Genomic DNA, 22,571 nt, shown 5'->3' with positions numbered 1-22,571 from the left:
CCCTTGGGGCCCTGCGTGACGTCGAACTCGACCTTCTGGTTCTCGTCGAGCGACTTGTAACCGTTGGTCTGGATGGCGGAGAAGTGAACGAACACGTCCTCGCCGCCGCCGTCCTGCGCGATGAAGCCGAAGCCCTTGTCAGCGTTGAACCACTTGACGGTGCCCTGAGCCATGATCTTTTCCTTTTGTTCGGTGCTCGGGACACTGTGCCCCGGGCCGCTGAAGACATCCATCTGTGCTGATGTCCAGCGAACCGAAAACCAGGAGTAAGAGATACAAGCCGCGACATCGTGTGCGGCCAGGACGACTTGCAGAGCCGTCCCTTCAACATCACTCACGGTACTCCATCAGACGCGGGCATGTGGTTTCGGCGAGATCGTCGGCCCGGCGGATCAGACCCGCACCGACTCCTCGAGCTCGAGATCCGGGTTCTCCCGGTAACTGGACACCCGATTGTGTGATCTGTGATCACAATCTACGGTGTGATCAGCCCCACTCCCCGACGACGAAAGAGATCCGATGACTCTGACCGACCTGAAGCCCGCCACCGTCCAGCGTGCCACCGGCGACAGCCTGCTCACTCCCGCGGACCTCCCGCCGGCCGGACACTTCATCGACGGCTCGTTCGCGACCTCGGAGGCGGCCGACTGGACCGACGTCGTGGACCCCTCGACCGAGCGTGTCATCACCCAGGTGGCGAACGGCACCGCGGACGACGTCGAGCGCGCGGTGGCCGCCGCGCGGGCCGCCCAGCCGGCGTGGCGTGCGCTCCTCCCCAAGGCCCGCTCGGAGATGCTCCACCGGATCGCCGACCGGATCGCCGAGCACGCCGAGGTCCTCGTACGCCTCGAGTCCGCCAACACCGGCAAGCCCCTCTCGGTCTCCCGCGACGACCTCGACGGCACCGTCGACACGTTCCGCTTCGTGGCGGGCGCCCTGCGGGCGACGACCTCGATGGCTGCCGGGGAGTACGCCGCGGACCACCTCTCCCTCATCCTGCGCGAGCCGATCGGCGTGGTCGGGGTCGTGACCCCGTGGAACTACCCGCTGCTCATGGCGGCCTGGAAGATCGCGCCGATCCTGGCGGCCGGCAACACGCTGGTCATCAAGCCCTCGGAGCAGACCCCGCTGTCCACGCTGAAGCTCGCCGAGCTGCTGGCCGACATCGTCCCCGCGGGCGTCCTCAACGTCGTCACCGGCCTCGGCCCCGTGGTCGGAGCCGGCCTGACCGTGCACCCGGAGGTCGACATGGTCGCCCTGACCGGATCGGTCAACAGCGGACGCGCGGTGGCGCGCGGTGCGGCCGAGAGCCTCAAGCGCGTACACCTCGAGCTCGGCGGCAAGGCACCCGTCGTCGTCTTCGCCGACGCCGACCTGAAGGCGACCGCCGAGGCGCTGCGCGTCGCCGGCTTCTACAACTCCGGACAGGAGTGCGGCGCGGCGTGCCGGGTCCTGGTCGAGGAGTCGGTCGCCGACGAGTTCGTCGCCCTCTTCACCGCGCAGGTCCAGGAGATCGTCGTCGGCCAGCCAGGCGCGGACGGCGCCATCGAGGTCGGCCCGCTGGTCTCCAGGGCGCACTACGACCGGGTCACCGGGTTCCTCTCGCGTGCGGCGCAGGAGGGCGTCCGCGCCACCGTGGGCGGCGCCGCCCTCGAGGGGACCGGCTACTTCATCGCCCCGACGGTCCTGGTCGACGTACCCGAGGGGGCCGAGTGCGTCCGGGACGAGATCTTCGGGCCGGTCGTGACCGTCGAGACCTTCTCCACAGAGGACGAGGCGATCCGCCGCGCGAACGACACCCCGCTCGGCCTCTCCGCCTCGGTCTGGACCGAGAGCGGCCGACGTGGCCACGACGTCGCCCGCAGGCTCGACGCCGGCACGGTGTGGGTCAACGCCCACCTCGTCCTGGCCAACGAGGTCCCCTGGGGCGGCTTCAAGGGGTCCGGCTACGGCCGCGACCTGTCCATCTACGCCCTCGACGACTACTCCCGCACCAAGCACGTCATGCACAACCACGCCCGCTCCTGACGCTGCCCGTGGGCATCGTGGCACTCCTGCATCAGGCCGTGTCTGCGAGTCTCCCGAATCCGCTGCGGTGAAAGATGAGGGGGTTTCCGGTGCCGGGGTCGGTGACGGCATGCAGCTGCAGGAGCACGATGATGTGGTCACCTGCCTCGACCTCGCGGTAGACGGTGCAGTCGAACTGCGCCACCCCCTCGTCCAGGACGACCGAGCCGTTCTCGGAGATGCTCAGGGCGATCCCGTCGAAGCGGTGATCGACCGGCCCGGCGAGCTGACGGCAGACCTCGTCGTGATGGTCGGCGAGCACGCTGACACCCAGGTGCGAGGAGCGACGCAGGTCGGGCCAGGTCTTCGATGTCGTGGCGACCGAGAACGAGATCAGCGGCGGATCGAGACTCACGCTGGTGAAGGAGCTGGCGGCCAGACCCGTCAGCGCTCCGTCGACCTCCGCGGCGACGGCGACCACCCCGGTGGGGAAGACGCCGAACGCCTGACGGAGGGCAGCAGGGTCCAGGTCCTGGTTCGTCCGCAGGGCTGTCATGCCGGTTCGTCTGCCTCGTAGACGATGGCGGGCAGGTCGCTGCCGAGCTTGAGGGACTCCAGAAAGAGGATGATCGTGGCGGCGACCGAACGGTGCGAGAGGTCGTTGAGGATGTCGTGGCGCCCACCGGCGACGAGACGGCGGCGGACGCCGGGCGCCTCACCGTACGCCTCGGTGACCTGCTCGACCGGAGTGACCGGATCAGCATCACCGTGTACGACCAGCACCGGCTTGTCGGGGACCGGGAGGGTCAGGTCGGACCATTCGGCGCCGAGGCCGGTGGCCAAGGTCCCTCGGCCGAAGGCACCGTCCTGTCCGATCACCTGGCGGTGCACGGGGCAAGCGCTCCTGGCGTCGATCTCCTCCTCCCAGCCGTCGATGGCGGCGGACTCGGGCAGCACGATGCCGGCGATGACCGCGGCATCGGCGGCGACCTGGTCGACCAACGTCGCGGCCAGGGTGGCACCCGTGTCGCTGCCGACCAGGACCTTCGGTCCGGGCAGGGCCACATCGGCCAGGTGCTGCTCGATCTCGGCACGCGCTGCGGTCACGTCGTCCAGGTCGGCTTCGACGAGACGTACCTTGTAGGCATCCGCGGAGATCCGCCTGCCGAAGCGCTGGTAGGTGGCCGCGGTCTCACCGCGCCCGGTCAGCAGGATCAGGGTGCCGCGTGGCGTACCACCGGGCGGCTCGTCCCAGCCGCTCGCGGTGCCGGCCTCGGAGATGATGGTCATGTGGTGCTCCAATCGGTGGTTCGGGTCAGACTCGGATCAGACCGCGACGCTCGGTCGGGCCGCGCGGTGCGCGAGTTCCTGGCGGACCAGCGGGAGCAGGTCGCGGCCGTAGTCGATGGCGTCCTGGAGCGGGTCGTAGCCACGGATGAGGACCGTGTTCACGCCGATCTCGACGTAGTCGAGGATCGCGGCGGCCACGGTCTCCGGTGAGCCGACCAGGGCGGTGGAGTTGCCGCCACCACCGACCGCTGTGGTCGTGGGGGTCCACAGGCAGCGGTCGTGAAGGTCGCCCGTTTCGGCAACGGCGAGCAACCGCTGGGACCCCGCGTTCTCCGGGGCCGAACCCTGCGGGTGAAGCTTGTTGACCTTCTGCTTGAACTGGGCGCCGACCTCGCCGTTGATCGTGTCCAGGATGCGGTGAGCGCGCTCCCAGGCCTCCTCGTCGGTCCTGCCGAGGATCGGCCGGAAGGAGACCGAGACCCGGGGGCGCTGCGTACGTCCGGCGGCGGTGGCCTTCTCGGTGATGGTCGCGATCTGCTCGCCGGTCTGCTTCAGCGGCTCTCCCCAGAGCATGTAGGTGTCCGCGTGCTCGGCCCCGACGCCGTACGCCGCGGGCGAGCTGCCGCCGAAGAAGAGCTCCAGGTGGCGGTCGGCGTAGGGGAAGACCTGCGGGGTGAATCCCTCGAAGCGGTAGTAGGTGCCGTCGAAGTCCCGGGGACCCTTGGTGTCCCAGGAGGCCCGGAGGATCCGGAGGTACTCGTCGGTGCGGGCGTATCGCTCGTCGTGGGGAACGTAGTCGCCCTCGCGCCGCTGCTCGACGTTGCTGCTCCCGGTCACGATGTTGAGCGCCACCCGGCCCTTCGTGAACTGGTCCAGCGTCGTGAAGGTCCGCGAGGCCAGGGTCGGGTGGACCACCCCGGGCCGGTGGGCGATGAGCAGGCCCAGCCGCTCGGTGTGGGCGGCTGCGTACGCGGCCACCTGGGTCCCTTCGGACCAGCCGGAGCCATATCCGATGAGCACGCGGTCGAAGCCGCCGTCCTCGTGTGCCTTGGCGAAACGGGCGGTGTAGTCGGGGTCGATGACGGTCCCGTCGGACGGGCGGATCTCGGAGGCGTCGGCGGTGCCGATCATGCCGAGGATCTCGACGTCGTCGTAGGTCATGCTCGGTCCTTTCGTCAGCCGGCAACTGCCGGTTGGTCTGCGACTGTGGAGGTGGGGGTGGGGGTGGTGGGGATCTGGCCGGGCCACGTGGTGGCGGCGTGACAGGCGACTGTGCGTTCAGCTGTGCGTTCAGCTGCGCCTGGGAGCGGCGCCGTGAGCGGCTGCTGGTGGCAGGCGTCGTGTGCGAACCGGCATCGGGCCAGGAACACACAGCTGTCCGGACCGGCCCTCGGTGGCTCGGTGCCCTGTTCGCGGCGGAGATCGGCCGGCCGGAACCGGTCCTCGTGGGCGACCGAGGGCGCGGACGCGGTCAGCAGCGCGGTGTAGGGGTGCGCCGGCCTGCTCAGGACCTGCTCGACCGGTCCGCTCTCGACCAGACGGCTGCGGTAGAACACCGCGATCCGGTCCGCGACGCCGGCCAGCGAGGACAGGTCGTGAGCGATGATCACGACCGCGAGGCCGAGCTCGCGGCGTAGCCGGTCGAGCAGGCTGAGGACGAGGTTCCGGTTGGAGACGTCCAGCGCACTGACCGGTTCGTCGCAGAAGAGCAGCTGGGGGCGGGTGACGATCGCGCGGGCGAGCGCGATGCGTTGCCGCTGGCCGCCGGAGAGCTGGCGCGGGAGCCGGTCGTGGACGGTGCTCGGGTCGAGGCCGACGAGCCCGATGGCCTCCTCGACCCTGACGCGTTGCTCGCTGCGGGGTACGCCGGCGATGGCAAGCGGCTCGGAGACGAGCTGATCGACGGTGAGATCGGGGTCGAGAGAACGCAGCGGGTCCTGGAAGACGAGCTGGATCTGCCCACTTCGCCGGAAGCCACGCAGCGCGGATCCCTTGAGGCCGCCGATGTCGAGACCGTCGAAGGTGATGGTGCCGGTGGCAGGGGTGACCAGGCCGACCGTGGCTCTGGCCAGGGTGGTCTTGCCGGATCCGGTCTCCCCCACGATCCCGAGGATCTCGCCGGCGCGTACGTCGAGGCTGACCTCGCGCAGCGCGGCCCCGGTGCCGAGCCCGGTGCCTCGGCGTGGGAGCGCGTAGCTGACCGAGAGGTCGGTGATACGCAGCAGCGGTGCGCTCATGCGGTGGCCTCGATCCGGTCCTGGACGAGAACGGCACCGGGCTCGGTGTCCAGCTCGTCGAGACGTACGCAGCGAACACTGCGACCCGGGCCGATCTCGGTCGTCGCGACCGGGGCGCTGACGCACGTCTGGGTGGCGTAGCGGCAGCGCGGCGCGAATCGGCAACCCGGCATCTCCTCCCCCGCCGAGGGCGGTTGGCCGGGGATGACCTCGAGTGTGCGACGCGTCCAGTCCCCGATGGTGGCGACCGCGAGCAGCGCCCGGGTGTAGGGGTGCCGCGGGTCGGTGAGCACCTCCTCGGTCGGGCCGGACTCGACGATCTCGCCGCCGTACATGACCAGGATCCGGTCGCAGGTCTCGGCGACCACCGCGAGGTCGTGCGTGACCAGCAGCACGGAGAGCTCATGGTCGCGACGCAGCCGCGCGACGAGCTCGAGGATCTCGGCCTGGATCACGACGTCGAGGGCGGTCGTGGCCTCGTCGGCGATGAGCAGCTCGGGCTCGCAGGAGATCGCGATGGCGATCAGGACGCGTTGGAGCATGCCGCCCGAGAGCTGGTGGGGGTAGAGATGGAAGACGCCGGCGGGATCGTGGAGACCGACCTCCGTGAACAGGCCGACCGCTCGCTCACGGGCCTCGGTCCTGCCGAGGCCTCCGCGCACGCGGAGCTGCTCGACGAGCTGGCGGCCGACGGTGATGCTGGGATTGAGATAGGAGCCGGGGTCCTGGAAGACGGCGCCGATCCGGGACCCGCGGACGCGGTCCCACACGGTGCGGCCCGCCGCGATGAGGTCGACCCGGTCGTCGCGCCCACCGAGCACGATGGACCCGCGGTCGACCTCGCCGGTCTCCGGCAGCAGCCCGAGGACGGCTCGGCAGGTGAGGGTCTTGCCGCTCCCGGACTCGCCGACCAGGCCGACGGCCTCGCCACGGCGGAGCTGGAAGGAGACGCCACGTACGGCGACGAGGTCGTCACCGACGCTGACGTGCAGGTCCTCGACCTCGAGGGTGCGAGGGCCGGCGGCGTACGCGTCGTGCTCAGGCTGCGACATCGGTGGTCTCCTTCCGGTGGAGCCTGGCGACGAGGCCCGGCCGGCGGCGGCGTGGGGCTCCGGCGTCGCGGATGCCGTCGGCCAGGATGTTGAGGGAGCCGACGGTCGCCATCATGAGCAGCGCCGGGAAGATCGGAGCCCAGCTCTGCTGGGCGAGGTAGCCGAGGTCGGCCGAGAGCATCCCGCCCCAGGTCGGTGCAGGTGGCTGCACTCCGATCCCGAGGAACGAGAGCGACGCGACCACGAGCAGGCTGGCGCCGGTGGCGTGCGCCGCGGCCACGGCGACATTGGGAAGCACCTTGCTCCAGATGTGCTTGCGCAGCGTCCACCACTGGGTGGCGCCCATCAGCTCGGCCGCCTCGACGTACTGCGTCCTTCGCAGCCCGAGCGCCACGGCCCGGGTGACCCTGAAGAACATCGGGCTGATCAGCACCCCGACCGCGACCATGGCCTGCTGCAGACCGTTGCCGATGGTGCCGGCGACGGCGATCGCGAAGACGGTGAACGGCAGGATCATCAGGGTGTCGGCGACCCGCAGCGAGACCCACTCGCCGATCCGGCCCATCCACGCCGACGCCAGCCCGGACGGGACGCCCAGGACCGCGGCGATCACCACCGCCTCCAGGGCCCCGACCACGGAGAGCCGGGTCCCGGCGATGAGTCGGGAGAGGACGTCGCGGCCGACATAGTCGGTGCCGAGCAGGTGCTTGCCGGAGGGTCCTTGGAGGACCTCGTCGCTGAACTGCCGCAGTGGGTCGTACGGAGCGACGGCACCACCGAAGACGACCAGGAACGCGATCACGCTCAGGACGGCGAAGGCGAAGCGGCTGGCGGGTTGCGCCCACAGAGCCTGGAGGGTCCTCACGCGAGACCACCCTTCGCCGGCTCACGGCGCGAGGCCGGGTCGAGAGCGGTCTGGGCGACGTTGACGACCAGGCTCGCCAGGACCACGACGACGGCGGTGACCAGGAGAGTGCCGAGAACGACCGGCACGTCCCCCTTCTCCGAGGCCTGCAACGCCAGCTGGGCGATGCCCGGCAGCCCGAAGAGCTTCTCGGTCATCACGGCGCCGCCGATGACCAGCGGGATCGCGAGGCCGATGACGGCCAAAGCAGGAGCAGCGGCGTTGCGGAGAACGTGGCCGAAGAGGACTCGCCTGCGGCCGAAGCCGCGCATCTGCGCACCGATCGCGTAGTTCTCCCGCAGCGCCCCGACCAGCGAGGTGCGCAGCTGTCGGGCGATCGAGGCGGCCACGTCGAGACTGAGCGCGAAGGAAGGAAGGATCGCGAAGCGGAGCCATTCGGCAGGGTTCTCCTGGATCGGGACGTACCCGCCGGCCGGGAGCAGCTCGGCCTTGACCGCGAAGACCACGATCAGGGCCATCCCGATCACGAACGGCGGCAAGGTGCCGAGCAGCGAGCAGACGATGGTGACCGTTCGGTCGAAGATCCCGCCGTTGCTCAAGGCCGCGCCGATCCCGGCGGCTCCTCCGATCAGGATCGCCAGCACGATCGCGAGCAGCGCGATCGACAGGTCGACGGGGAGCGCCTGGGCGATGCTGTCGGAGACCGGGACGGTGGTGAACCAGGAGACCCCGAGATCACCTTGCACCGCGGAGCCGAGCCAGTCGGCGTACTGGACCACGAGCGGCCGGTCCAGACCGAACTGATGGTCGAGCCTGGCGATGTCGGCCTCGGTCGCGGTCTCACCGAGCACCGCGGCAGCCGGGTTGGTCTTCGCCATCGCCCCGAGCGCGAAGGTGATGACCGAGGCCAGCAGCAGAACCGCCGCGGTGATCGCCACCAGGTTGAGGATCCGCCGCACCCAGCTCCCGACGGCATCGACCGTCGGCCGTGCCACGACCGGATTCGTGGCCTGGGCCACGCTCACGAGGTCTTCACGCCCTCGAACCGCTGCAGGCTGGGCGAGGCGGGCAGCTCGGAGACCTTCTTGCGGACGATGATCCGCGGAGCGTTGTAGAGGAAGGTGTTGGGGAAGCTGGTGATCGCGATCTTCGTCGCCTCCTGCAGGATCGACGGGTAGGTGGGGTCGTCGGTCGGCGTCGCCCGGACCTTCTTGAGCTGCGCCTCCAGGGCGGGGTCGGTGCGGCGGCTGGGGTTCATCAGCCCTTCCTTGCCGAAGAGGACCTGGAACGCCTGCACCGGCGACTCCCGACCGGCGAAACCGTCGTAGGTGAGCGCCTGGGAGTGCTCGATGTAGACCAGCTGGGTGTGCTGGGTCGCCGGGATCGACTTGATCGTGAGCTCGATCCCGACCTCCTTGAGCTGGGCCTGGATCAGCTCGACGGCGGCCACGGGCTGTGCGCTGGTGAACTCGCCCTTGACGGTGCCGGTGTGGCCGGCGTCCGCGAGGACCTGCTTGGCCTTCTCCGGGTCGTACTCGTAGATGCCCTCGAGCTCGGGGTTGTAGCCGACGTACCCCTTGGGGAAGGGCTGGTAGTTGACATCGCCGATGTCGAAGTTGGCGACCTTCTTGATCTTCTCGCGATCGATGCCGTACTTGAGCGCGTCGACGACCGCGGGGTCGTCGAAGGGCTTCATCCCGGCATGTACGTCCAGGCACGAGACGAACATCGAGTCGAGGATCTGGACGTCGAGGCCGGCCTGTTCGGCCTGCTCGACCTGGGCTCCGGAGATCCGGGCGACGTTGTACTGGCCGGACTGGACCGAGGCGACGGCGGTGGCCGGGTCGGGCTGGGGGTAGAGGTGGAACTCGTCGACCTGGATCTGGTCGGCGAGCTGGAAGTGCGTGTTCTTCACCAGCTCGGCATGGTCGTTCTCGACGAAGGTGGTCAGGCTGAACGGACCCGACCCGGCCGGTGCGGTGGCCAAGGCCGCGGGATCCTTCTCGAAGGCGGCCGGGTTGACGACCATCCCGGTCTTGCCCGCGAACAGCGCGGGGATCTGGTAGTCGACCTCGGCCAGGTCGAGCACCACGTCGAGGTCGCCGGAGGCGGTCACCTTGGTGATCCCGACCATCTGCGGTGCGATCAGCGAGCCGTCCGCGGTCCGGCCGCGCTCGACGGACTTGGCCACCGCGGTGGCGTCCAGCGGGGTGCCGTCGCTGAACTTCAGCCCCTCCTTCAGCGTGAACGTCACCTGGGTGCCGGCCGGGTCGTACGTCCACTTCTCGGCCAGCCACGGCACCGGGTTCCCCTTCTCGTCCAACCCCGTGATGCCTTCGTAGACGAGAGCCAGCATCTGTACGTCGGAGCCGGCCGAGGAGGTCACCGGGTCCCAGGTCGTGGGCAGCTGCCAGGCCCAGGTGAGCCGTCCGCCGGAGACGCCGGCACCGGCCTCGGACCCACAGGCCCCCAGCGCGAAAGCGGCCGCGGCGCCGAGGCTGATCCCGAGCAGGCCGCGCCGGGTCAGGGCGACAGCGGGGGTCGAGGTCGGGGACGATGCGAGCGGGTTGTAGGTCCGGGTGAGTGCCTTGTTGGCCATGGGGTGATCGATCTTCCTGTGTGTCTGACGGTCAGGTACGTGTCGTGGCGCCCGAGCGCGTCGTGGTCATCTCGCCTGAGCGCGGCGAGCGACCGTGTGGCGGTTCTCCGGGATCGGCAGGCCGAGATTCCCGCGCAGGGTGGTGGCTTCGTACTCGCGACGGAAGACGCCGCGCTCGGCGAGGATCGGGATGACCTCGTCCACGATCCGCCGGAAGTTGGCGGGGTGATCGACGCCGATGTTGAAGCCGTCGCAGGCCCGCGCCTCCCACCACTCCTGCAGCTTCGTGGCGACGGTCTCGGGGCTGCCGACGAACTCGGACTTACGGAACACCCGGGTGGCCTCCACGGTCTGCCGAAGCGTCCAACCGTTCTCGACCGCACGCTGGGTGGTCTTCGTGGCCTGGGTGAAGAAGGACCGCTCACCGTGCTCGAGCGCCTGGACCGGGAACGGGGCATCGAGGTCGTACTGGCGGAAGTCGTGCCATCCGAAGGGCCGCCCGAACTCGGCCAGCGCCTCCTCGAAACCGTGGTCACGCTCGTGGTTCGAGGCTTCGATCTCCCGGGCCTCCTCGTCGGTGTCGCCGACGACCACCTTCACGCCCGGCATGATCACCAGCTCCTCCGGATCGCGACCGAAGCGCTTCGCCCGGGTCTTGAGGTCGTCGTAGAAGGCCTGCCCGCTGGGGAGGTCAGGGGCGTGGGTGAAGATCCCCTCCCCCACCGAGGCGCCCAGGTTGCGTCCTTGATCGGAGTCGCCGGCCTGGAAGATGACCGGATGACCCTGCGGGCTGCGCTGCAGGTTGAGCGGGCCGGCGACGTCGAAGTAGGTGCCCTCGTGGTTCAGGACGTGCTGCTTGGCCGGGTCCAGGAAGGTCGCGGTCTCCCGGTCGCGTACGAACGCGTCGTCCTCGTAGGAGTCCCACAGTGCTCGGGCGAGCTCGACGTACTCCTGGGCGCGGCCGTAGCGGGTGTCGTAGTCGTAGTGCTCGTCGAGTCCGTAGTTGGTCGCGGTGCCCGCGTCACCGGTGGTGACCACGTTCCAGCCGGCGCGACCGTGGCTGATCAGGTCGAGGGACGCGAAGCGGCGCACCAGGTTGAACGGGCTGTTGAAGCTCGTGGTCGCGGTGCCGACCAGGCCGAGATGGCGCGTGTGGGTGGCCACCGCGGACAGCAGGGTGAGAGGTTCGAGCCGGTTGAGGTAGTGGGGCGGGCTGTGCGGGGTGATGAACTGGCTGTCCACGATGAACATCAGGTCGAAGCGGCCCTGTTCGGCGAGCTTGGCGGTCTGGATGAACCAGTCGATGTCAACGCTCGCATCACCGGGGATCTCCGGGTCGAGCCAGAGCCGGTGCTGGCCCGGACCGCCGGTGCCGTACGGAACGGCGCCGAGCTTGATCGTGCGTCGGGACATGCTGCCTCCCTGGTGGTCGACCGCGGCCTGATGCCGGCCGCGGCGGCCCTCTCCCAGAGAGCCTTATGTCTATGAGTTTGATAGACAAAAGGCGCCGGGTCCAACGACGTTCCACGATGTTGAACCATCACGAACGCTCATCAATTGTGTATTAGTCTGATCGACATGAGTCGGAATCTGGACATCGCCCCGCTGCGCAGCCTCGTCGCTGTCGCGGACTTCGGCGGATTCCAGCGCGCCGCGACCGCACTGCACCTGACCCAGAGCGCGGTCAGCCAGCACGTACGCCGCCTGGAGTCGGTGGTCGGTGCCCCGCTGGTCGAACGGCATGGCCGCGGATCCAGGTTCACCACCGACGGAGAGCTGCTCCTGACACAGGCGCGCCGCATCATCACGTTGCACGACGAGACCGTGGCGAGGTTCCTCCCCGGCGGCAGCGACGGTGACCCCACGACGATCAGCATCGGGTCGACCGAGCACGCCGCTGCGCAGCTCCTCCCCGATCTGTCCACCGCGCTGGCGCAGTCCGTACCGAAGCGGGACTTCCGGTTCCGTATCGACCGAGGAAACAAGCTGCGCGACGGCCTTGCCTCCGGGAGCATCGACCTGGCCCTTCTTCTCCAGCAGGCCGACGACGCCAAGGCCCTCTACGTGGGCGACCTGACTCTCGCCTGGTTCGCCTCCCCCGCCTGGCGGCGTCCCGCACCCTCAGCGCCGGTCCCCGTCGTCGCCTTCGACGAACCGTGCGCGCTCCGGAGCCGAGCGCTCGACACGCTCGCCGAGCACTCGATCCCGGCGGCCATCGGCGCCGAGGCCTTCCAGCTGGCAGGCGTTCAGGCGGCAGTCGGCGCCGGCCTCGGGGTAGCGCTCATGGCTACGCTGGGAGAGGTTCCCGACGGCCTGACCCCGGTGACGGACCTGCCACCTCCCGACCCGCTCCCCCTCTACGTCTGCGCCCGCCCGGGCCTACCCAAGGAGACGGCGACGCAGGTCGCCTCCGTCCTCCGGCCACTGCTCACCACACCCAGGAACGACACCGTTCTCACACTCGCCAAGGGAGCCTGATGCCCGCGATTCACCTACCCGCCGGATCCTCGGACGGGGAGCACATCCGGACCCCCAGCGGCGTCCTGGTCCCTGCCGAGATCGACCCGTTCCACCGGCACCTCCACCACATCGCACCGTCCGGTCTGGTCGACCAGACCGGTCAGACCTCGGGGATGAGACGCCTCGAGGCGGTCAGCGGAAAGACCGTCGGCGCGAAGAACCTGTGGATGGGCCAGACCCACGTCCCGGCCTCGACCTCCTCGGCCAACCACCACCACGGCGCCTCCGAGACCGCCATCTACATCGTCTCCGGGAATCCGGTCTTCGTCTTCCTCGACGTCGAGAGCGACGAGCCCGTCGAGACGCGCGTGGAGACCAACCCCGGCGACTACATCTTCGTCCCCCCGTGGGTCCCCCACCGCGAGGAGAACCCCGACCCCGACTCCGAGGCCGTCGTCGTGATCGCCCGCACCACCCAGGAGGCGATCGTCGTCAACCTCGACGGGCTCGACTGGTCCGAGGTACGCCTCACCGAGGACGGACCGCGCTAGGGGGGCGTCCCTCAAGAGAGACGGCATCGCCGCCGAGGCACGCGCATTACTTAGGTGAGGCTAACCTGGACGCGCGTCCTCCTCAGAAAGGCCTCGATGGTCACGTCCGTCCCCCTCCCCAGCACTACGAAGCGGGAGCCGCTCCGCCGCGAGATCCTCAGGCGACAGCGGCCCCGGGTCGTCGGCTCGGCCCTGTGTCTCGTCGGGCACCAGTCGTGCGAGGCCCTCGTCCCGGTCGCCATCGGTCTGGCCATCGACGCGGCCGTGGTCAGCGGGAGCGTGCCCATGCTGACGCTCAGCCTGGCCGGCATCGCCCTGCTCTTCACGGTCCTCACGATGTGCTATCGCTGGTTCGCGCGGCTCGCGCAGGGGGCGGTGATCGACGAGAGCCACGCGCTGCGCGCCGAGCTCGCCAGGAAGGTCCTGACTCCTGGCGCGAGCCGGCGCAAGCACGGGGAGCTGCTGGTGATCGCCTCCTCCGACGCCGACCAGTCGGCGGACAGCATCATCTGGGTCTCCGGGATCGTCGGCGCGAGCGCGGCGCTCGCGGTCAGCTGCGGCGTACTGCTGAGCATCGACCTGCGGCTCGGCGCCATCCTGATCGCCACCGCGGTCGTGGTCACCCTGGCTCTCAACGCGCTCTCGCCGCTGATCTCCCGTCGGGTCGGAGCCCAGCAGGAGAGCCTGGCCGGTGCCTCCGCGCTGGCGACCGACCTGATGGCAGGGCTGCGGGTCCTGCACGGCCTCGGAGCCCAGGACAACGCGACCGCCCGCTACCGGACGGTCAGCCACGCGGCCGAGGTCGCGGGGATCCGCGCCGGCACGGCGAAGTCGCTGCAACAAGGTGCGAGCGTGCTCGCCGGGACGATCGTCCTCGCCGTCTCCGTCGGCGTCGCCGGCCTGCTCGCGCTCGACGGGGCGATCACCGTCGGCGCGTTCGTGGCCGCCGTCGGCGCCGCCCAGTTCATCGCCGAGCCGTTGACGGCGATCGGTCTCTACCTGCAGGTGGGCGCCTCGGCCAAGGCGAGCGCAGGCCGGATGGGCGCGGTGCTGGCCGAGTCGCCGACGCCCGCCGTCGAGCAGCCCTCGGAGGACAGCCGGATCGACCTCAAGCCCGGTGAGTTCGTCGGGATCGTCGCCGAGCCGGGCGACCTGGACCGGGTCGCGGCGGCGCTGCGTTCCCCCGATGGGACCCGGATACACGTCGAGCCACACCGGGCCGACCTCTTCGCGGGATCCATCGCGGAGAACCTCGCCCTCGGCCGTACGGACTCCGGCGCCGACCCCAGCGACGCGGTCGACGCTGCCGGGGCCCGCGAGTTCATCGACGCCCAGCCCACGGGTCTCGACGAACGTCTCCGCGACCGCGGGCTGACCCTCTCGGGCGGCCAGCGTCAGCGCCTCGCGCTCGCTCGGGCCCTGCACACCGACCCCGAGGTGCTCGTGCTGGTCGAGCCGACGACCGCGGTCGACTCGATGACCGAGAACCTGATCGCCGACGGGATCCGAGAGCTGCGCCACGGGGCCGCTCAGCCGGAGCGTACGACCGTGGTGGTCACCAGCAGCCCGGTGCTGCTGGCGAGGACCGACCGCGTGATCATCCTCCGCGCCGACGACGAGCCGATCGACGGCACCCACCACGAACTGCTCGCGAGCCACGACAGCTACCGCACGAGGATCCTCGGATGACCGCCACCGAACCGCAGCACGCACGCCTCCCGCTGGCCACCGCGGGCGAGGTACGCCAGGCCCTGCGGCACTACGTCCGATCCCATCGGGCGCTCACCGCCACGACGATCGCGCTGGCCGCGGCCGCCGCGCTCTCCGGCCTGGTCGCCCCGTGGGCGATCGGGCTCATGGTCGACGCAGTCCTGAGCGGCGGCGAGAGGAGCGAGATCATCACTCTCGCGGCCTGGGTCGCCGGGGCCGGTGCGCTCAGCGCCGTCCTCACCGCGGTCAGTGCCGCGCTCGTCGCCCGCGTCGGACAGCGTGTCCTCGCCCAGATGCGCGAGGACGTCGTCTCCACCGCGCTGCGGCTGCCACCCGGACAGCTCGAGGAGGCCGGGCGCGGCGACCTCGCCAGCCGTGTGGGCGACGACGTCGGCGTCGTCAGCGAGGTGATCGCGAGCCTGCTGGCACCCTGGGTCGGCGCGGCCCTGACGGTCGTCCTGACGATCGCCGGCCTCGGCGCGCTCAACCCCTGGCTGGCGCTGGCCGGGCTCGCCTCGATCCCGGTCTACGTACTGTCCCTGCGCTGGTACCTCCCCCGCGCCGCCCCGCGCTACAGCGCCGAGCGCGCCGCTTTCGGCGACCGCGCCGAGGCGCTCGTGTCGTCCCTGGACGGCCGCCAGACCGTGCACGCCTACGGCGCCGAGGATGCCCACGTCGCCACGATCACCGCCGCCTCCGACCGCGCGCGGAAGCTGTCGCGCGACGTACTCTGGTTCGCCACCGGATGGGGCAAGTGGATGAACATCGCCGAGGCCGTCGGGCTCGGCGCGATCATCGCCACCGGCTTCGTGCTGGTCTCGACCGAGGCGGCGACCGTGGGCGCGGTGACCGCCGCCGCGCTCTACTTCCACCGGCTCTTCAACCCGCTCGGCCTGATCATCTTCAGCTTCGACGAGATGCAGTCCGCCGCCGCGAGCCTGCAGCGGATGATCGGCGTCATCGAGGCCGGCCGCGGCCTGAAGTCGGTCCCTCCCGTCGCCGAGAAGCCCGTCGGCAGGATCGACGGCCACCGGATCAGCCACCGCTACGGCGACCACGAGGTGCTCCACGAGGTCTCCATCGAGGTCGCCCCTGGCGAGCAGATCGCGCTCGTCGGCCCCAGCGGCGCCGGAAAGTCGACGCTCGCGACGATCCTCGCGGGCCTGACCGACCCCGACGAGGGCGCCGTGTCCGTCGGCGCGAGCCCGATCGAGCGGTACGCCCGCACGCACCCCCGCCCGGTCGTCCTGGTCTCGCAGGAGGTGCACGTCTTCGCGGGGCCGCTCGTCGACGACGTACGCCTCGGCCGCGCGGACGCCACTGACGAGGACGTCTCGATGGCGTTGGGCCTGGTGGGTGCAGACGAGTGGGTCGCGGCGCTGCCCGAAGGCATCCACACCTCCGTCGGCGAGCTCGGCCACGCGCTCACCGCCGAGCAGGTCGCGCAGGTGGCGCTCGCCCGCGCCGCGCTCGCCGACCCCGCCGTGCTTGTCCTCGACGAAGCCACCGCCGAGTCCGGCAGCCGCGGCGCCGCCCGCCTCGAGTCCGCCGCCGCCGCTGTGCTCGCTGGCCGCACAGGGCTCGTCATCGCCCACCGTCTCCAGCAAGCCCAGCACGCCGACCGCGTGCTGGTCATGGCCGACGGACGGATCACCGAGACCGGCACGCACGAGGAACTGTTGGAGGCCGACGGCATCTACGCCCAGATGTGGACCGCCTACGACTCCGGCCGCGGCGACTGAAGGCATCCGCCGAGGTGATCCCAGACGTTCCAGCCCGTCTACCCAGCGGTAACGGGCCGGGACGTCTGGGACTACCTCGATCGGTCGGTCCGGGTGTCGCCCGGTGGCCGCGAGCCTAGGTCCTGGCATGTCCCGAATGTGGGTCCCGCGAGCGCATGCGCTAATGTTTCACCCGCAACGCGTGATTGGCGCAGTGGTAGCGCACTTCGTTCACACCGAAGGGGTCACTGGTTCGAACCCAGTATCACGCACCACCTCGAAAGGCCGCCTGACCTGCTGTTAAGCAGATCAGGCGGCCTTTCGAAGTTTTGCCTGCGGCCGGCCGGGGAGTTCGAGGTGGTCACGGTCGATCTGGTGGCCGACGTCATCCGCGAGACCGCCCGGCCCCAGCGGGACGCCGAGCAGCGCGCCCGGACGGCCTAGCCGCGAGCGGCGAGGATCCCGCGCGGGTCGAAGACGACCCGGATCTCGGTGATCAGCCCGTCCTCGACGCGCATCCAGTTGGCGGTGGGAGCGGGCTCGGCGACGGTGGTGTGCAGGTCGAACCAGGTGATCACGCTCGGCCCGTCGGCGAGCCGCTCCCTCACCTCGATCTTGTCGAGCACCTGCGCCATGCCCTCGAGACCGGCGACGCACCCGTCGGCGCCCTCGATCGTGGCGAGCGGACCGGCGAAGCTCACCTCGTCGGCCAGCAGCGAGCGCAGGCGGGTGAAGTCGCGGTCCTGCCACGAGGTGAAGTACGCCTCGGCGAGCTCGGCAGCGGATGCGGTCATCGGGATCTCCTCAGGTCGGTTCGGCTTTCACCACCCAGCCTGACCCGGATCCAGCGAACACTCAAACAGATAGTTCTGCTGGTTGCTAGCATCAATGATTATGGAGATCGGACAGCTCCGCTACTTCGTCGCCGTCGTCGACCACGGCTCGTTCACGGCCGCGGCGCAGCGCCTCCACGTCAGCCAGTCGGGCATCAGCGCCCAGCTGGCCAAGCTCGAGCGTGAGCTCGGCCACGACCTGCTCGTCCGGGGTCCCCGCAACGTACGTCTGACTCGCGCCGGCCAGACGCTCCTCCCCCGCGCCCGCGACGCGATCCGGGCGATCGAGGGCGTACGGCAGAGTGCCGACGAGCTGAACGACCTGATCCACGGTCACGTACGCCTCGGGATGATCGCCGGCTGCACGATCCCCGGCTTCCTCGACGCCGTCGCGGCCTTCCACCGGGAGCATCCGGGCGTCACCGTCGAGCTCGTCGAGGACACCTCGGACCGCCTCCAACGACGTACGCTGGCCGGCGAGCTCGACCTGGGCCTGATCTCGCACGCGGGACCCGTCATCGACGGCCTGGCCACGGAGTCCGTCAGCGACGAGCGGCTCGCGGTGATCACGCTGCCCGGTCATCGCCTCGCCGGCGCCCGGCCGCGGCTCGCCGACCTGCATGAGGAGACGGTGCTCTGCATCCCGCCGGGCACGGGCGTACGGACCGCTCTGGAGCAGTCCTGCGCGCTGGCGGGCGTGGCGCCGAAGGTCGACCTGTCCGGGTCCAACCCGGAGACGCTGCTCGGGCTCACCGCGCGCGGGCTGGGGGTCTGCGTGCTGGCCGAGTCGATGGCGGCCGGGACCGAGCTGGTCGCGACCCGGATCGTGGACGCGGAGGTGCGGGCCGGTCTCGCGCTCGTGGTCCGCGAAGGCGATCAGCAGCGCGCCACCCGGCGGCTCCACGACCTGCTTCAGGCCGCGCTGACCTGAGGGTGGCGCAGCCCGGGGTGCTCCTCGGGCAGCGAGCGGCGCAGGACGACCCAGCTCACCAGCAGGCACAGCGCGACCAGCGGCCAGCTGAGCGCGACCCGGGCGATCGCCAGTGCGAGCACGTCGCCGGACCACCACAACGGACCGAAGACGGAGACCCGGATGACGTACTGGCAGACCCAGACCCAGCTCGCCAGCGAGTAGCCGCGCAGCAGCGCAGGGTCGCGTCGCCAGGCCCCGCGCTGGCGCAGGATGAGGCCGACGACGACCCCCAGCAGCGGCCAGCGGAACGCGATGCTGACGACCCAGACCAGGGCGCTGGCCGCGTTGGCGGCGAGCTGGACCACGAAGAAGTCCTCCGCCCGCCCCGTACGCAGCGCGATCATCGCCGCGATCGCGACCCCGGCCACGCCCAGCAGCACGGCGCGCGGCTTGCGGCCCTTGCGCCACTGCCAGAGCGCGACGATCGCGGCCAGCCCGAGCGCCACCACGGTCGCGATCCACAGCTCTCCGCTGACCAGCCAGCCGGCCACGAACGCGACCGGCGGGACGGTGGCGTCGATCGCACCTCGCGCGCCTCCCAGGAGGTCGGCGAGCGTCTCGGCGTCGTCGTTGCGGCGGTCGGTCGTCGTCACGTGAGTAAGGCTAGCCTTACCTGCAAGGAGCCGCGACCCCGGCGCAGCGTTCACCCTTCGGGTGGATCGAATACCGTAGGCGAGATCTCAGACCGACGCGGAGCCTCGCGGCAACGGCGCCTCCCAGTGCTGCCACATCGCCAGCAGCCGCCAGCCGGCGCAGACGACGAAGGCGGCGGCCATCACCAGCGGCTGCGGCAGCGCGAGGAACAGGCCGAAGGCCACGATCGCCGCACCTGCGAAGGCGGGGATGGCGTAGAAGACGCTACGGCGCAGGATGATCGGCACCTGACCGGCGAGCACGTCGCGGAGCACGCCGCCGCCCACGCCGGTGGCCAGTCCCATCATCGCCGCGGACAGCGGCGAGAGCCCGAAGTCGAGCGCCTTGACCGCACCGGCGATGACGAACAGCCCCAGGCCGAGGGCGTCGAAGACGTTGATCAGCGGCCCGAGCCGGCCCAGCGCGGGGTGGAAGTAGAACGACAGCAGACCCGCGACCATCGGCACCACGAGATAGCGCCAGTCGGCGAGCGCGGCGACCGGCGTCGCACCGATCGACATGTCCCGGATGATCCCGCCGCCGAGGCCGGTGACGCAGGCCAGGACGACCACGCCGAAGATGTCGAGCTCCTTGCGGACCGCCATCAGGCCACCCGAGAGCGCGAAGACGAAGCACCCGACCAGGTCGAGCACAAGGAGGGTCAGCGTCTGTTCCACCTGCAAATGGTCACCTCGTTCGTCCCAAAAACCCCAAATGCCACGGCCACGCCGCACGGCCACCCAATACGATGCCGGTCTGTGGCGTAGGGTCGTCACAACCGTATCTAGAATTGAGAAGAGGATGTCAGCCGAAGGATTGCCCCTGACTCCGGGCCAGCTCGAAGAGCAGGCTCCGGATGAGGCTGGTCCCGTCCTTCTGCGGCTCATCTCGGTCAGTGACGATGGTTTACGCATGCTTCTCGTCGACGACGAGGACCATGAATACACCGCCGACATCGACGACCGTCTCCGTGCAGCACTCGAGGCTGTGTCGACCCGCCGATCGGAGCAAACCGTGAACAAGACCCCGAGCAGCAGCCTGCGGCCCCGTGACATTCAGACCCGTATCCGTTCGGGCGAGAGTGCCGAGGAGGTCGCCGCTGTCGCCGGCACCACGGTCGAGAAGATCTTGGCCTTCGCCGGTCCCGTCCTCGCCGAGCGCGAGCACATGGCACAGCGCGCCCAGCAGGCTTCCGTGCGCCGTCGGCCCGGTGAGGCCGCGAGCACCGCCCGCACCCTGGGCGAGGCGGTCAGCGCCCACTTCCAGACGATGTACGTCGACCCCGAGTCGGTCAACTGGGACTCCTACCGGCGTCCTGACGGGCGTTGGAAGCTCACCGGCGAGTACGAGACCCCCGAGCGCTCCGGCATCGCCGAGCTGACCTACGACGCCCCCGGCAACTTCGTCGAGATCGACAACGACGACGCCCGCTGGCTGACCGGCGAGAAGCTCGAGGCCCCGGCGCCCGAGCCCGAGCCGATCACCGACGACATGCTCGCCGCCCGGCGTCGCCGCGCCCAGAGCTCGACCCCGTCGACCCCGGCCGCACAGGCTCCGGCAGCGTCGGTCCCGCCCGTCGAGGCACCGGCTCCGGTCACTCCTCCCCCGGCTCCCAAGCCGGTCAAGGAGCCCAAGCCGGCCAAGACGGCTCAGGTCGATGTCGACACCCCGCTCGAGGCGTTCCTGGGCGCGGAGACGCCGACCGACAAGCAGGCTCCGATCCCGCCCGAGCCCGAGCCGACGGTCATCGAGCCCGCGGCCGCCGAGGCACCCGCCGAACCCGAGCAGGCCGACGAGGCTCAGCCGAAGCCGGCCAAGAAGTCGTCCGCGCGCCGCAAGCGCGCCTCGGTCCCGAGCTGGGACGAGATCATGTTCGGCGGCGGCAAGTCGGAGTGAACCGACTGGTGTGAACCCGTTCACGGACCGGCCATCGGCCGGTCCGTGTTCCGTCGGCGACCCGACCCGACAGAGTCGGTAACGAGTCGGGCGCAGTTCACGCGCCCCCGATGAAGTGAGTGGAGGCAAGCACTTCCACCCTTCTCGGAGGCCCCCCGATGCTCCTGCCCGACTCGCTGAGCCGACGCTCCCTCCTCTCCAGCACAGCCACGACCGGCTTCGCCGCATCCGCAGCCATGCTGCTCGGCACCGGCTCGATCCCCGCCGACGCGGTATCCGTCAAGGGCGCCACGTCGCTCTCCGGATACCCGTTCACCATGGGCGTCGCCTCCGGCGACCCGCTCCCCAACTCCGTCGTCCTCTGGACCCGTCTCGCCCCCGAACCGCTGGCCGCCGATGGCCTGGGCGGCATGCCGCAGGAGCCGGTCAAGGTCCGGTGGCAGATCGCGGAGGACCCCCGCTTCCGCAAGGTCGTGAAGGCCGGGACCGTCACCGCGACCCCGAACTTCGGCCACTCGGTCCACCCCGAGGTCTGGGGCCTGCGTCCCGGCCGCGACTACTGGTACCGCTTCCTGGCCGCCGGCGAGGTCAGCCAGACCGGCCACACGCGGACCGCCCCGGCGTACGGCTCCTCGCTCTCGCAGATGAGCTTCGCCTTCGCCTCCTGCGCGCTCTACAGCCACGGCTTCTACACGGCCTACCGGCATCTGGCCGACGAGGACGTCGATGTCGTCTTCCATCTGGGCGACTACCTGTACGAGTCCGGCGTCACGCCCGAGAACAACTGGCGCAAGACCACCGTCGACCCCGCCGTCGCCGGGGAGACCCTCGACCTGGCGCGCTACCGCCTGCAGTACGGCCTCTACAAGTCCGACCCGGACCTGATGGCCGCCCACCAGTCCCACGCGTTCGTGGTCGCGCCCGACGACCACGAGGTCGAGAACAACTGGGCCGACGAGACCCCCGAGGAGCGGAGCCAGTCCCAGGGCGAGCTGTGGATGCCGCGACGTACGGCCGCCTTCCAGGCCTACTACGAGCACCTGCCGTTCCGGGCGAGCGCGCTGCCGGAGGGGCCGGACATGCAGATCTACCGGCACCTGCGCTACGGCGACCTGGTCGACTTCAACGTGCTCGACACCCGGCAGTACCGCGACGACCAGGCCTACGGCGACGGGTCCGACCCCGCCTCCCCGGAGCTGACGCCGGACATCTACGACCCGTCGCGCTCGATGATGGGCTTCGACCAGGAAAGGTGGCTCCAGCGCAACTGGCGCCGGTCGACCGCCCGCTGGCAGGTGCTCGCCAATCAGGCGCCGATGGCCGAGACCGACCTCGACGAGACCGAGAAGAAGACTCTCTACATGGACCCGTGGGACGGCTACATCGCCAACCGCAACCGGCTCCTCGAGGGCGCCCGGACCAGCGGGGTCGAGAACCTCGTCGTCATCACCGGCGACCGGCACCACAACTACGCCAGCAACCTGCTGGCCGACTACGACGACCCCGAGTCGGCCGTCGTCGGCAGCGAGTTCGTCGGCACCTCGATCGCCAGCGGCGGCGACGGCGCCGACATGACCACCGGCGGCGAGACCCTGCTGCGGGCCAACGACCACCTGAAGTTCTTCAACAGCCAGCGCGGCTACGTCCGTGTCACGGTCACGCCCGAGGAGCTCTCCAGCGACTTCCGGGTCGTGCCGTACGTCCAGCGTCCGGGCGCCCCGGTGTCCACCCGCGCGACCTATGT

General features: G+C 70.2%; 21 protein-coding genes and 1 tRNA gene. 9 read left to right on the top strand and 13 right to left on the bottom strand.

Annotated features, from left to right (window positions below; translation table 11 throughout):
* Nucleotides 1-173, bottom strand: a 173-nt coding sequence (locus ACFU7D_RS17675; RefSeq protein WP_378869374.1) for a cold-shock protein, incomplete at its 3' end; no start/stop codon positions are given.
* 346 nt (nucleotides 174-519) lie between these two features.
* On the opposite strand from ACFU7D_RS17675, the gene ACFU7D_RS17670 reads away from it, so the two are divergent.
* Nucleotides 520-2,028 carry an aminobutyraldehyde dehydrogenase gene (locus tag ACFU7D_RS17670; RefSeq protein WP_378869371.1) on the top strand — a complete coding sequence of 503 codons (1,509 nt, stop codon included), beginning with the start codon at nucleotides 520-522 and terminating at the stop codon, nucleotides 2,026-2,028.
* A gap of 31 nt (nucleotides 2,029-2,059) precedes the next feature.
* On the opposite strand, the gene ACFU7D_RS17665 is transcribed toward ACFU7D_RS17670, so the two are convergent.
* The 9 genes from ACFU7D_RS17665 to ACFU7D_RS17625 all read right to left on the bottom strand — a co-directional run bounded on the left by ACFU7D_RS17665 (nucleotide 2,060) and on the right by ACFU7D_RS17625 (nucleotide 11,463).
* Nucleotides 2,060-2,563 carry a flavin reductase family protein gene (locus ACFU7D_RS17665; RefSeq protein WP_378869368.1) on the bottom strand — a complete coding sequence of 168 codons (504 nt, stop codon included), beginning with the start codon at nucleotides 2,561-2,563 and terminating at the stop codon, nucleotides 2,060-2,062.
* Nucleotides 2,560-3,297, bottom strand: coding sequence for an alpha/beta hydrolase (locus ACFU7D_RS17660; RefSeq protein ID WP_378869366.1), 738 nt, complete (start codon nucleotides 3,295-3,297; stop codon nucleotides 2,560-2,562). Before ACFU7D_RS17660 ends, ACFU7D_RS17665 begins: the two co-directional genes overlap by 4 nt.
* Before the next feature lie 36 nt (nucleotides 3,298-3,333).
* A complete protein-coding gene (locus ACFU7D_RS17655; protein WP_378869363.1) occupies nucleotides 3,334-4,458 on the bottom strand; it encodes an LLM class flavin-dependent oxidoreductase in 1,125 nt (374 codons plus the stop codon).
* Between the two features lie 14 nt (nucleotides 4,459-4,472).
* Nucleotides 4,473-5,534: an ABC transporter ATP-binding protein gene (locus tag ACFU7D_RS17650; RefSeq protein ID WP_378869360.1), complete on the bottom strand. Its 1,062-nt coding sequence runs from the start codon at nucleotides 5,532-5,534 to the stop codon at nucleotides 4,473-4,475.
* Nucleotides 5,531-6,586, bottom strand: a complete 1,056-nt coding sequence (locus ACFU7D_RS17645; protein ID WP_378869357.1) for an ABC transporter ATP-binding protein — start codon at nucleotides 6,584-6,586, stop codon at nucleotides 5,531-5,533. Before ACFU7D_RS17645 ends, ACFU7D_RS17650 begins: the two co-directional genes overlap by 4 nt.
* Entirely contained in the window at nucleotides 6,573-7,451 is an 879-nt protein-coding gene (locus ACFU7D_RS17640) for an ABC transporter permease (protein WP_378869354.1), read from the bottom strand. Before ACFU7D_RS17640 ends, ACFU7D_RS17645 begins: the two co-directional genes overlap by 14 nt.
* The gene (locus ACFU7D_RS17635) at nucleotides 7,448-8,476 is read right to left on the bottom strand and encodes an ABC transporter permease (protein WP_378869351.1); all 1,029 of its coding nucleotides are present in this window, start codon (nucleotides 8,474-8,476) and stop codon (nucleotides 7,448-7,450) included. The genes ACFU7D_RS17640 and ACFU7D_RS17635 overlap by 4 nt, the downstream gene beginning before the upstream one ends.
* On the bottom strand, nucleotides 8,473-10,050 hold the full coding sequence (locus tag ACFU7D_RS17630; protein ID WP_378869348.1) for an ABC transporter substrate-binding protein: 1,578 nt from the start codon (nucleotides 10,048-10,050) through the stop codon (nucleotides 8,473-8,475). The genes ACFU7D_RS17635 and ACFU7D_RS17630 overlap by 4 nt, the downstream gene beginning before the upstream one ends.
* Before the next feature lie 66 nt (nucleotides 10,051-10,116).
* Entirely contained in the window at nucleotides 10,117-11,463 is a 1,347-nt protein-coding gene (locus ACFU7D_RS17625; protein ID WP_378869345.1) for an LLM class flavin-dependent oxidoreductase, read from the bottom strand.
* 165 nt (nucleotides 11,464-11,628) lie between these two features.
* Between ACFU7D_RS17625 and ACFU7D_RS17620 the strand changes: the two genes are divergently transcribed.
* The 5 genes from ACFU7D_RS17620 (at nucleotide 11,629) to ACFU7D_RS17600 (ending at nucleotide 16,767) form a co-directional block, all read left to right on the top strand.
* Entirely contained in the window at nucleotides 11,629-12,528 is a 900-nt protein-coding gene (locus tag ACFU7D_RS17620) for a LysR family transcriptional regulator (protein WP_378869342.1), read from the top strand.
* Nucleotides 12,528-13,061 carry a cupin domain-containing protein gene (locus ACFU7D_RS17615; RefSeq protein WP_378869340.1) on the top strand — a complete coding sequence of 178 codons (534 nt, stop codon included), beginning with the start codon at nucleotides 12,528-12,530 and terminating at the stop codon, nucleotides 13,059-13,061. The genes ACFU7D_RS17620 and ACFU7D_RS17615 overlap by 1 nt, the downstream gene beginning before the upstream one ends.
* A 96-nt stretch (nucleotides 13,062-13,157) precedes the next feature.
* Nucleotides 13,158-14,750: an ABC transporter transmembrane domain-containing protein gene (locus ACFU7D_RS17610; protein ID WP_378869337.1), complete on the top strand. Its 1,593-nt coding sequence runs from the start codon at nucleotides 13,158-13,160 to the stop codon at nucleotides 14,748-14,750.
* On the top strand, nucleotides 14,747-16,513 hold the full coding sequence (locus tag ACFU7D_RS17605) for an ABC transporter ATP-binding protein (RefSeq protein WP_378869335.1): 1,767 nt from the start codon (nucleotides 14,747-14,749) through the stop codon (nucleotides 16,511-16,513). Before ACFU7D_RS17610 ends, ACFU7D_RS17605 begins: the two co-directional genes overlap by 4 nt.
* A gap of 179 nt (nucleotides 16,514-16,692) precedes the next feature.
* Nucleotides 16,693-16,767, top strand: a tRNA-Val gene (locus ACFU7D_RS17600).
* Between the two features lie 165 nt (nucleotides 16,768-16,932).
* On the opposite strand, the gene ACFU7D_RS17595 is transcribed toward ACFU7D_RS17600, so the two are convergent.
* The gene (locus ACFU7D_RS17595) at nucleotides 16,933-17,286 is read right to left on the bottom strand and encodes a nuclear transport factor 2 family protein (RefSeq protein ID WP_378869333.1); all 354 of its coding nucleotides are present in this window, start codon (nucleotides 17,284-17,286) and stop codon (nucleotides 16,933-16,935) included.
* A 100-nt stretch (nucleotides 17,287-17,386) separates the two neighbouring features.
* Between ACFU7D_RS17595 and ACFU7D_RS17590 the strand changes: the two genes are divergently transcribed.
* The gene (locus ACFU7D_RS17590) at nucleotides 17,387-18,256 is read left to right on the top strand and encodes a LysR family transcriptional regulator (RefSeq protein WP_378869330.1); all 870 of its coding nucleotides are present in this window, start codon (nucleotides 17,387-17,389) and stop codon (nucleotides 18,254-18,256) included.
* Here the strand turns inward: ACFU7D_RS17590 and ACFU7D_RS17585 are convergent.
* Together ACFU7D_RS17585 and ACFU7D_RS17580 are read right to left on the bottom strand one after the other, a co-directional pair.
* Nucleotides 18,238-18,891 (bottom strand): DUF3159 domain-containing protein, encoded by a 654-nt coding sequence (locus ACFU7D_RS17585; protein WP_378869328.1) that lies wholly within the window; start codon nucleotides 18,889-18,891, stop codon nucleotides 18,238-18,240. The two genes, ACFU7D_RS17590 and ACFU7D_RS17585, sit on opposite strands and share 19 nt — an antisense overlap.
* Nucleotides 18,892-18,978: 87 nt before the next feature.
* On the bottom strand, nucleotides 18,979-19,608 hold the full coding sequence (locus ACFU7D_RS17580; RefSeq protein ID WP_378723545.1) for a trimeric intracellular cation channel family protein: 630 nt from the start codon (nucleotides 19,606-19,608) through the stop codon (nucleotides 18,979-18,981).
* Here ACFU7D_RS17580 and sepH point away from each other — a divergent pair.
* Together sepH and ACFU7D_RS17570 are read left to right on the top strand one after the other, a co-directional pair.
* Nucleotides 19,511-20,827 (top strand): septation protein SepH, encoded by a 1,317-nt coding sequence (gene sepH / locus ACFU7D_RS17575; protein WP_378869326.1) that lies wholly within the window; start codon nucleotides 19,511-19,513, stop codon nucleotides 20,825-20,827. The two genes, ACFU7D_RS17580 and sepH, sit on opposite strands and share 98 nt — an antisense overlap.
* A 158-nt stretch (nucleotides 20,828-20,985) precedes the next feature.
* Nucleotides 20,986-22,571: alkaline phosphatase D family protein (locus ACFU7D_RS17570; protein WP_378869323.1), on the top strand; the 1,586-nt coding region annotated here is incomplete at its 3' end.

It is taken from the genome of Nocardioides sp. NPDC057577, assembly GCF_042801335.1.
Taxonomy (GTDB): domain Bacteria; phylum Actinomycetota; class Actinomycetes; order Propionibacteriales; family Nocardioidaceae; genus Nocardioides.
This window is presented reverse-complemented; position numbering and strand designations above follow the sequence as displayed.

What these genes read in the sequence shown, in the direction of transcription:
- ACFU7D_RS17650 (WP_378869360.1), bottom strand. Translation starts at nt 5,534, where the DNA reads ATGAGCGCACCGCTGCTGCGTATCACCGACCTCTCGGTCAGCTACGCG.
- ACFU7D_RS17645 (WP_378869357.1), bottom strand. Translation starts at nt 6,586, where the DNA reads ATGTCGCAGCCTGAGCACGACGCGTACGCCGCCGGCCCTCGCACCCTC.
- ACFU7D_RS17605 (WP_378869335.1), top strand. Translation starts at nt 14,747, where the DNA reads ATGACCGCCACCGAACCGCAGCACGCACGCCTCCCGCTGGCCACCGCG.
- ACFU7D_RS17620 (WP_378869342.1), top strand. Translation starts at nt 11,629, where the DNA reads ATGAGTCGGAATCTGGACATCGCCCCGCTGCGCAGCCTCGTCGCTGTC.
- ACFU7D_RS17625 (WP_378869345.1), bottom strand. Translation starts at nt 11,463, where the DNA reads ATGTCCCGACGCACGATCAAGCTCGGCGCCGTTCCGTACGGCACCGGC.
- ACFU7D_RS17655 (WP_378869363.1), bottom strand. Translation starts at nt 4,458, where the DNA reads ATGACCTACGACGACGTCGAGATCCTCGGCATGATCGGCACCGCCGAC.
- sepH (WP_378869326.1), top strand. Translation starts at nt 19,511, where the DNA reads ATGTCGAGCTCCTTGCGGACCGCCATCAGGCCACCCGAGAGCGCGAAG.
- ACFU7D_RS17595 (WP_378869333.1), bottom strand. Translation starts at nt 17,286, where the DNA reads ATGACCGCATCCGCTGCCGAGCTCGCCGAGGCGTACTTCACCTCGTGG.
- ACFU7D_RS17665 (WP_378869368.1), bottom strand. Translation starts at nt 2,563, where the DNA reads ATGACAGCCCTGCGGACGAACCAGGACCTGGACCCTGCTGCCCTCCGT.
- ACFU7D_RS17660 (WP_378869366.1), bottom strand. Translation starts at nt 3,297, where the DNA reads ATGACCATCATCTCCGAGGCCGGCACCGCGAGCGGCTGGGACGAGCCG.
- ACFU7D_RS17615 (WP_378869340.1), top strand. Translation starts at nt 12,528, where the DNA reads ATGCCCGCGATTCACCTACCCGCCGGATCCTCGGACGGGGAGCACATC.
- ACFU7D_RS17610 (WP_378869337.1), top strand. Translation starts at nt 13,158, where the DNA reads ATGGTCACGTCCGTCCCCCTCCCCAGCACTACGAAGCGGGAGCCGCTC.
- ACFU7D_RS17670 (WP_378869371.1), top strand. Translation starts at nt 520, where the DNA reads ATGACTCTGACCGACCTGAAGCCCGCCACCGTCCAGCGTGCCACCGGC.
- ACFU7D_RS17630 (WP_378869348.1), bottom strand. Translation starts at nt 10,050, where the DNA reads ATGGCCAACAAGGCACTCACCCGGACCTACAACCCGCTCGCATCGTCC.
- ACFU7D_RS17590 (WP_378869330.1), top strand. Translation starts at nt 17,387, where the DNA reads ATGGAGATCGGACAGCTCCGCTACTTCGTCGCCGTCGTCGACCACGGC.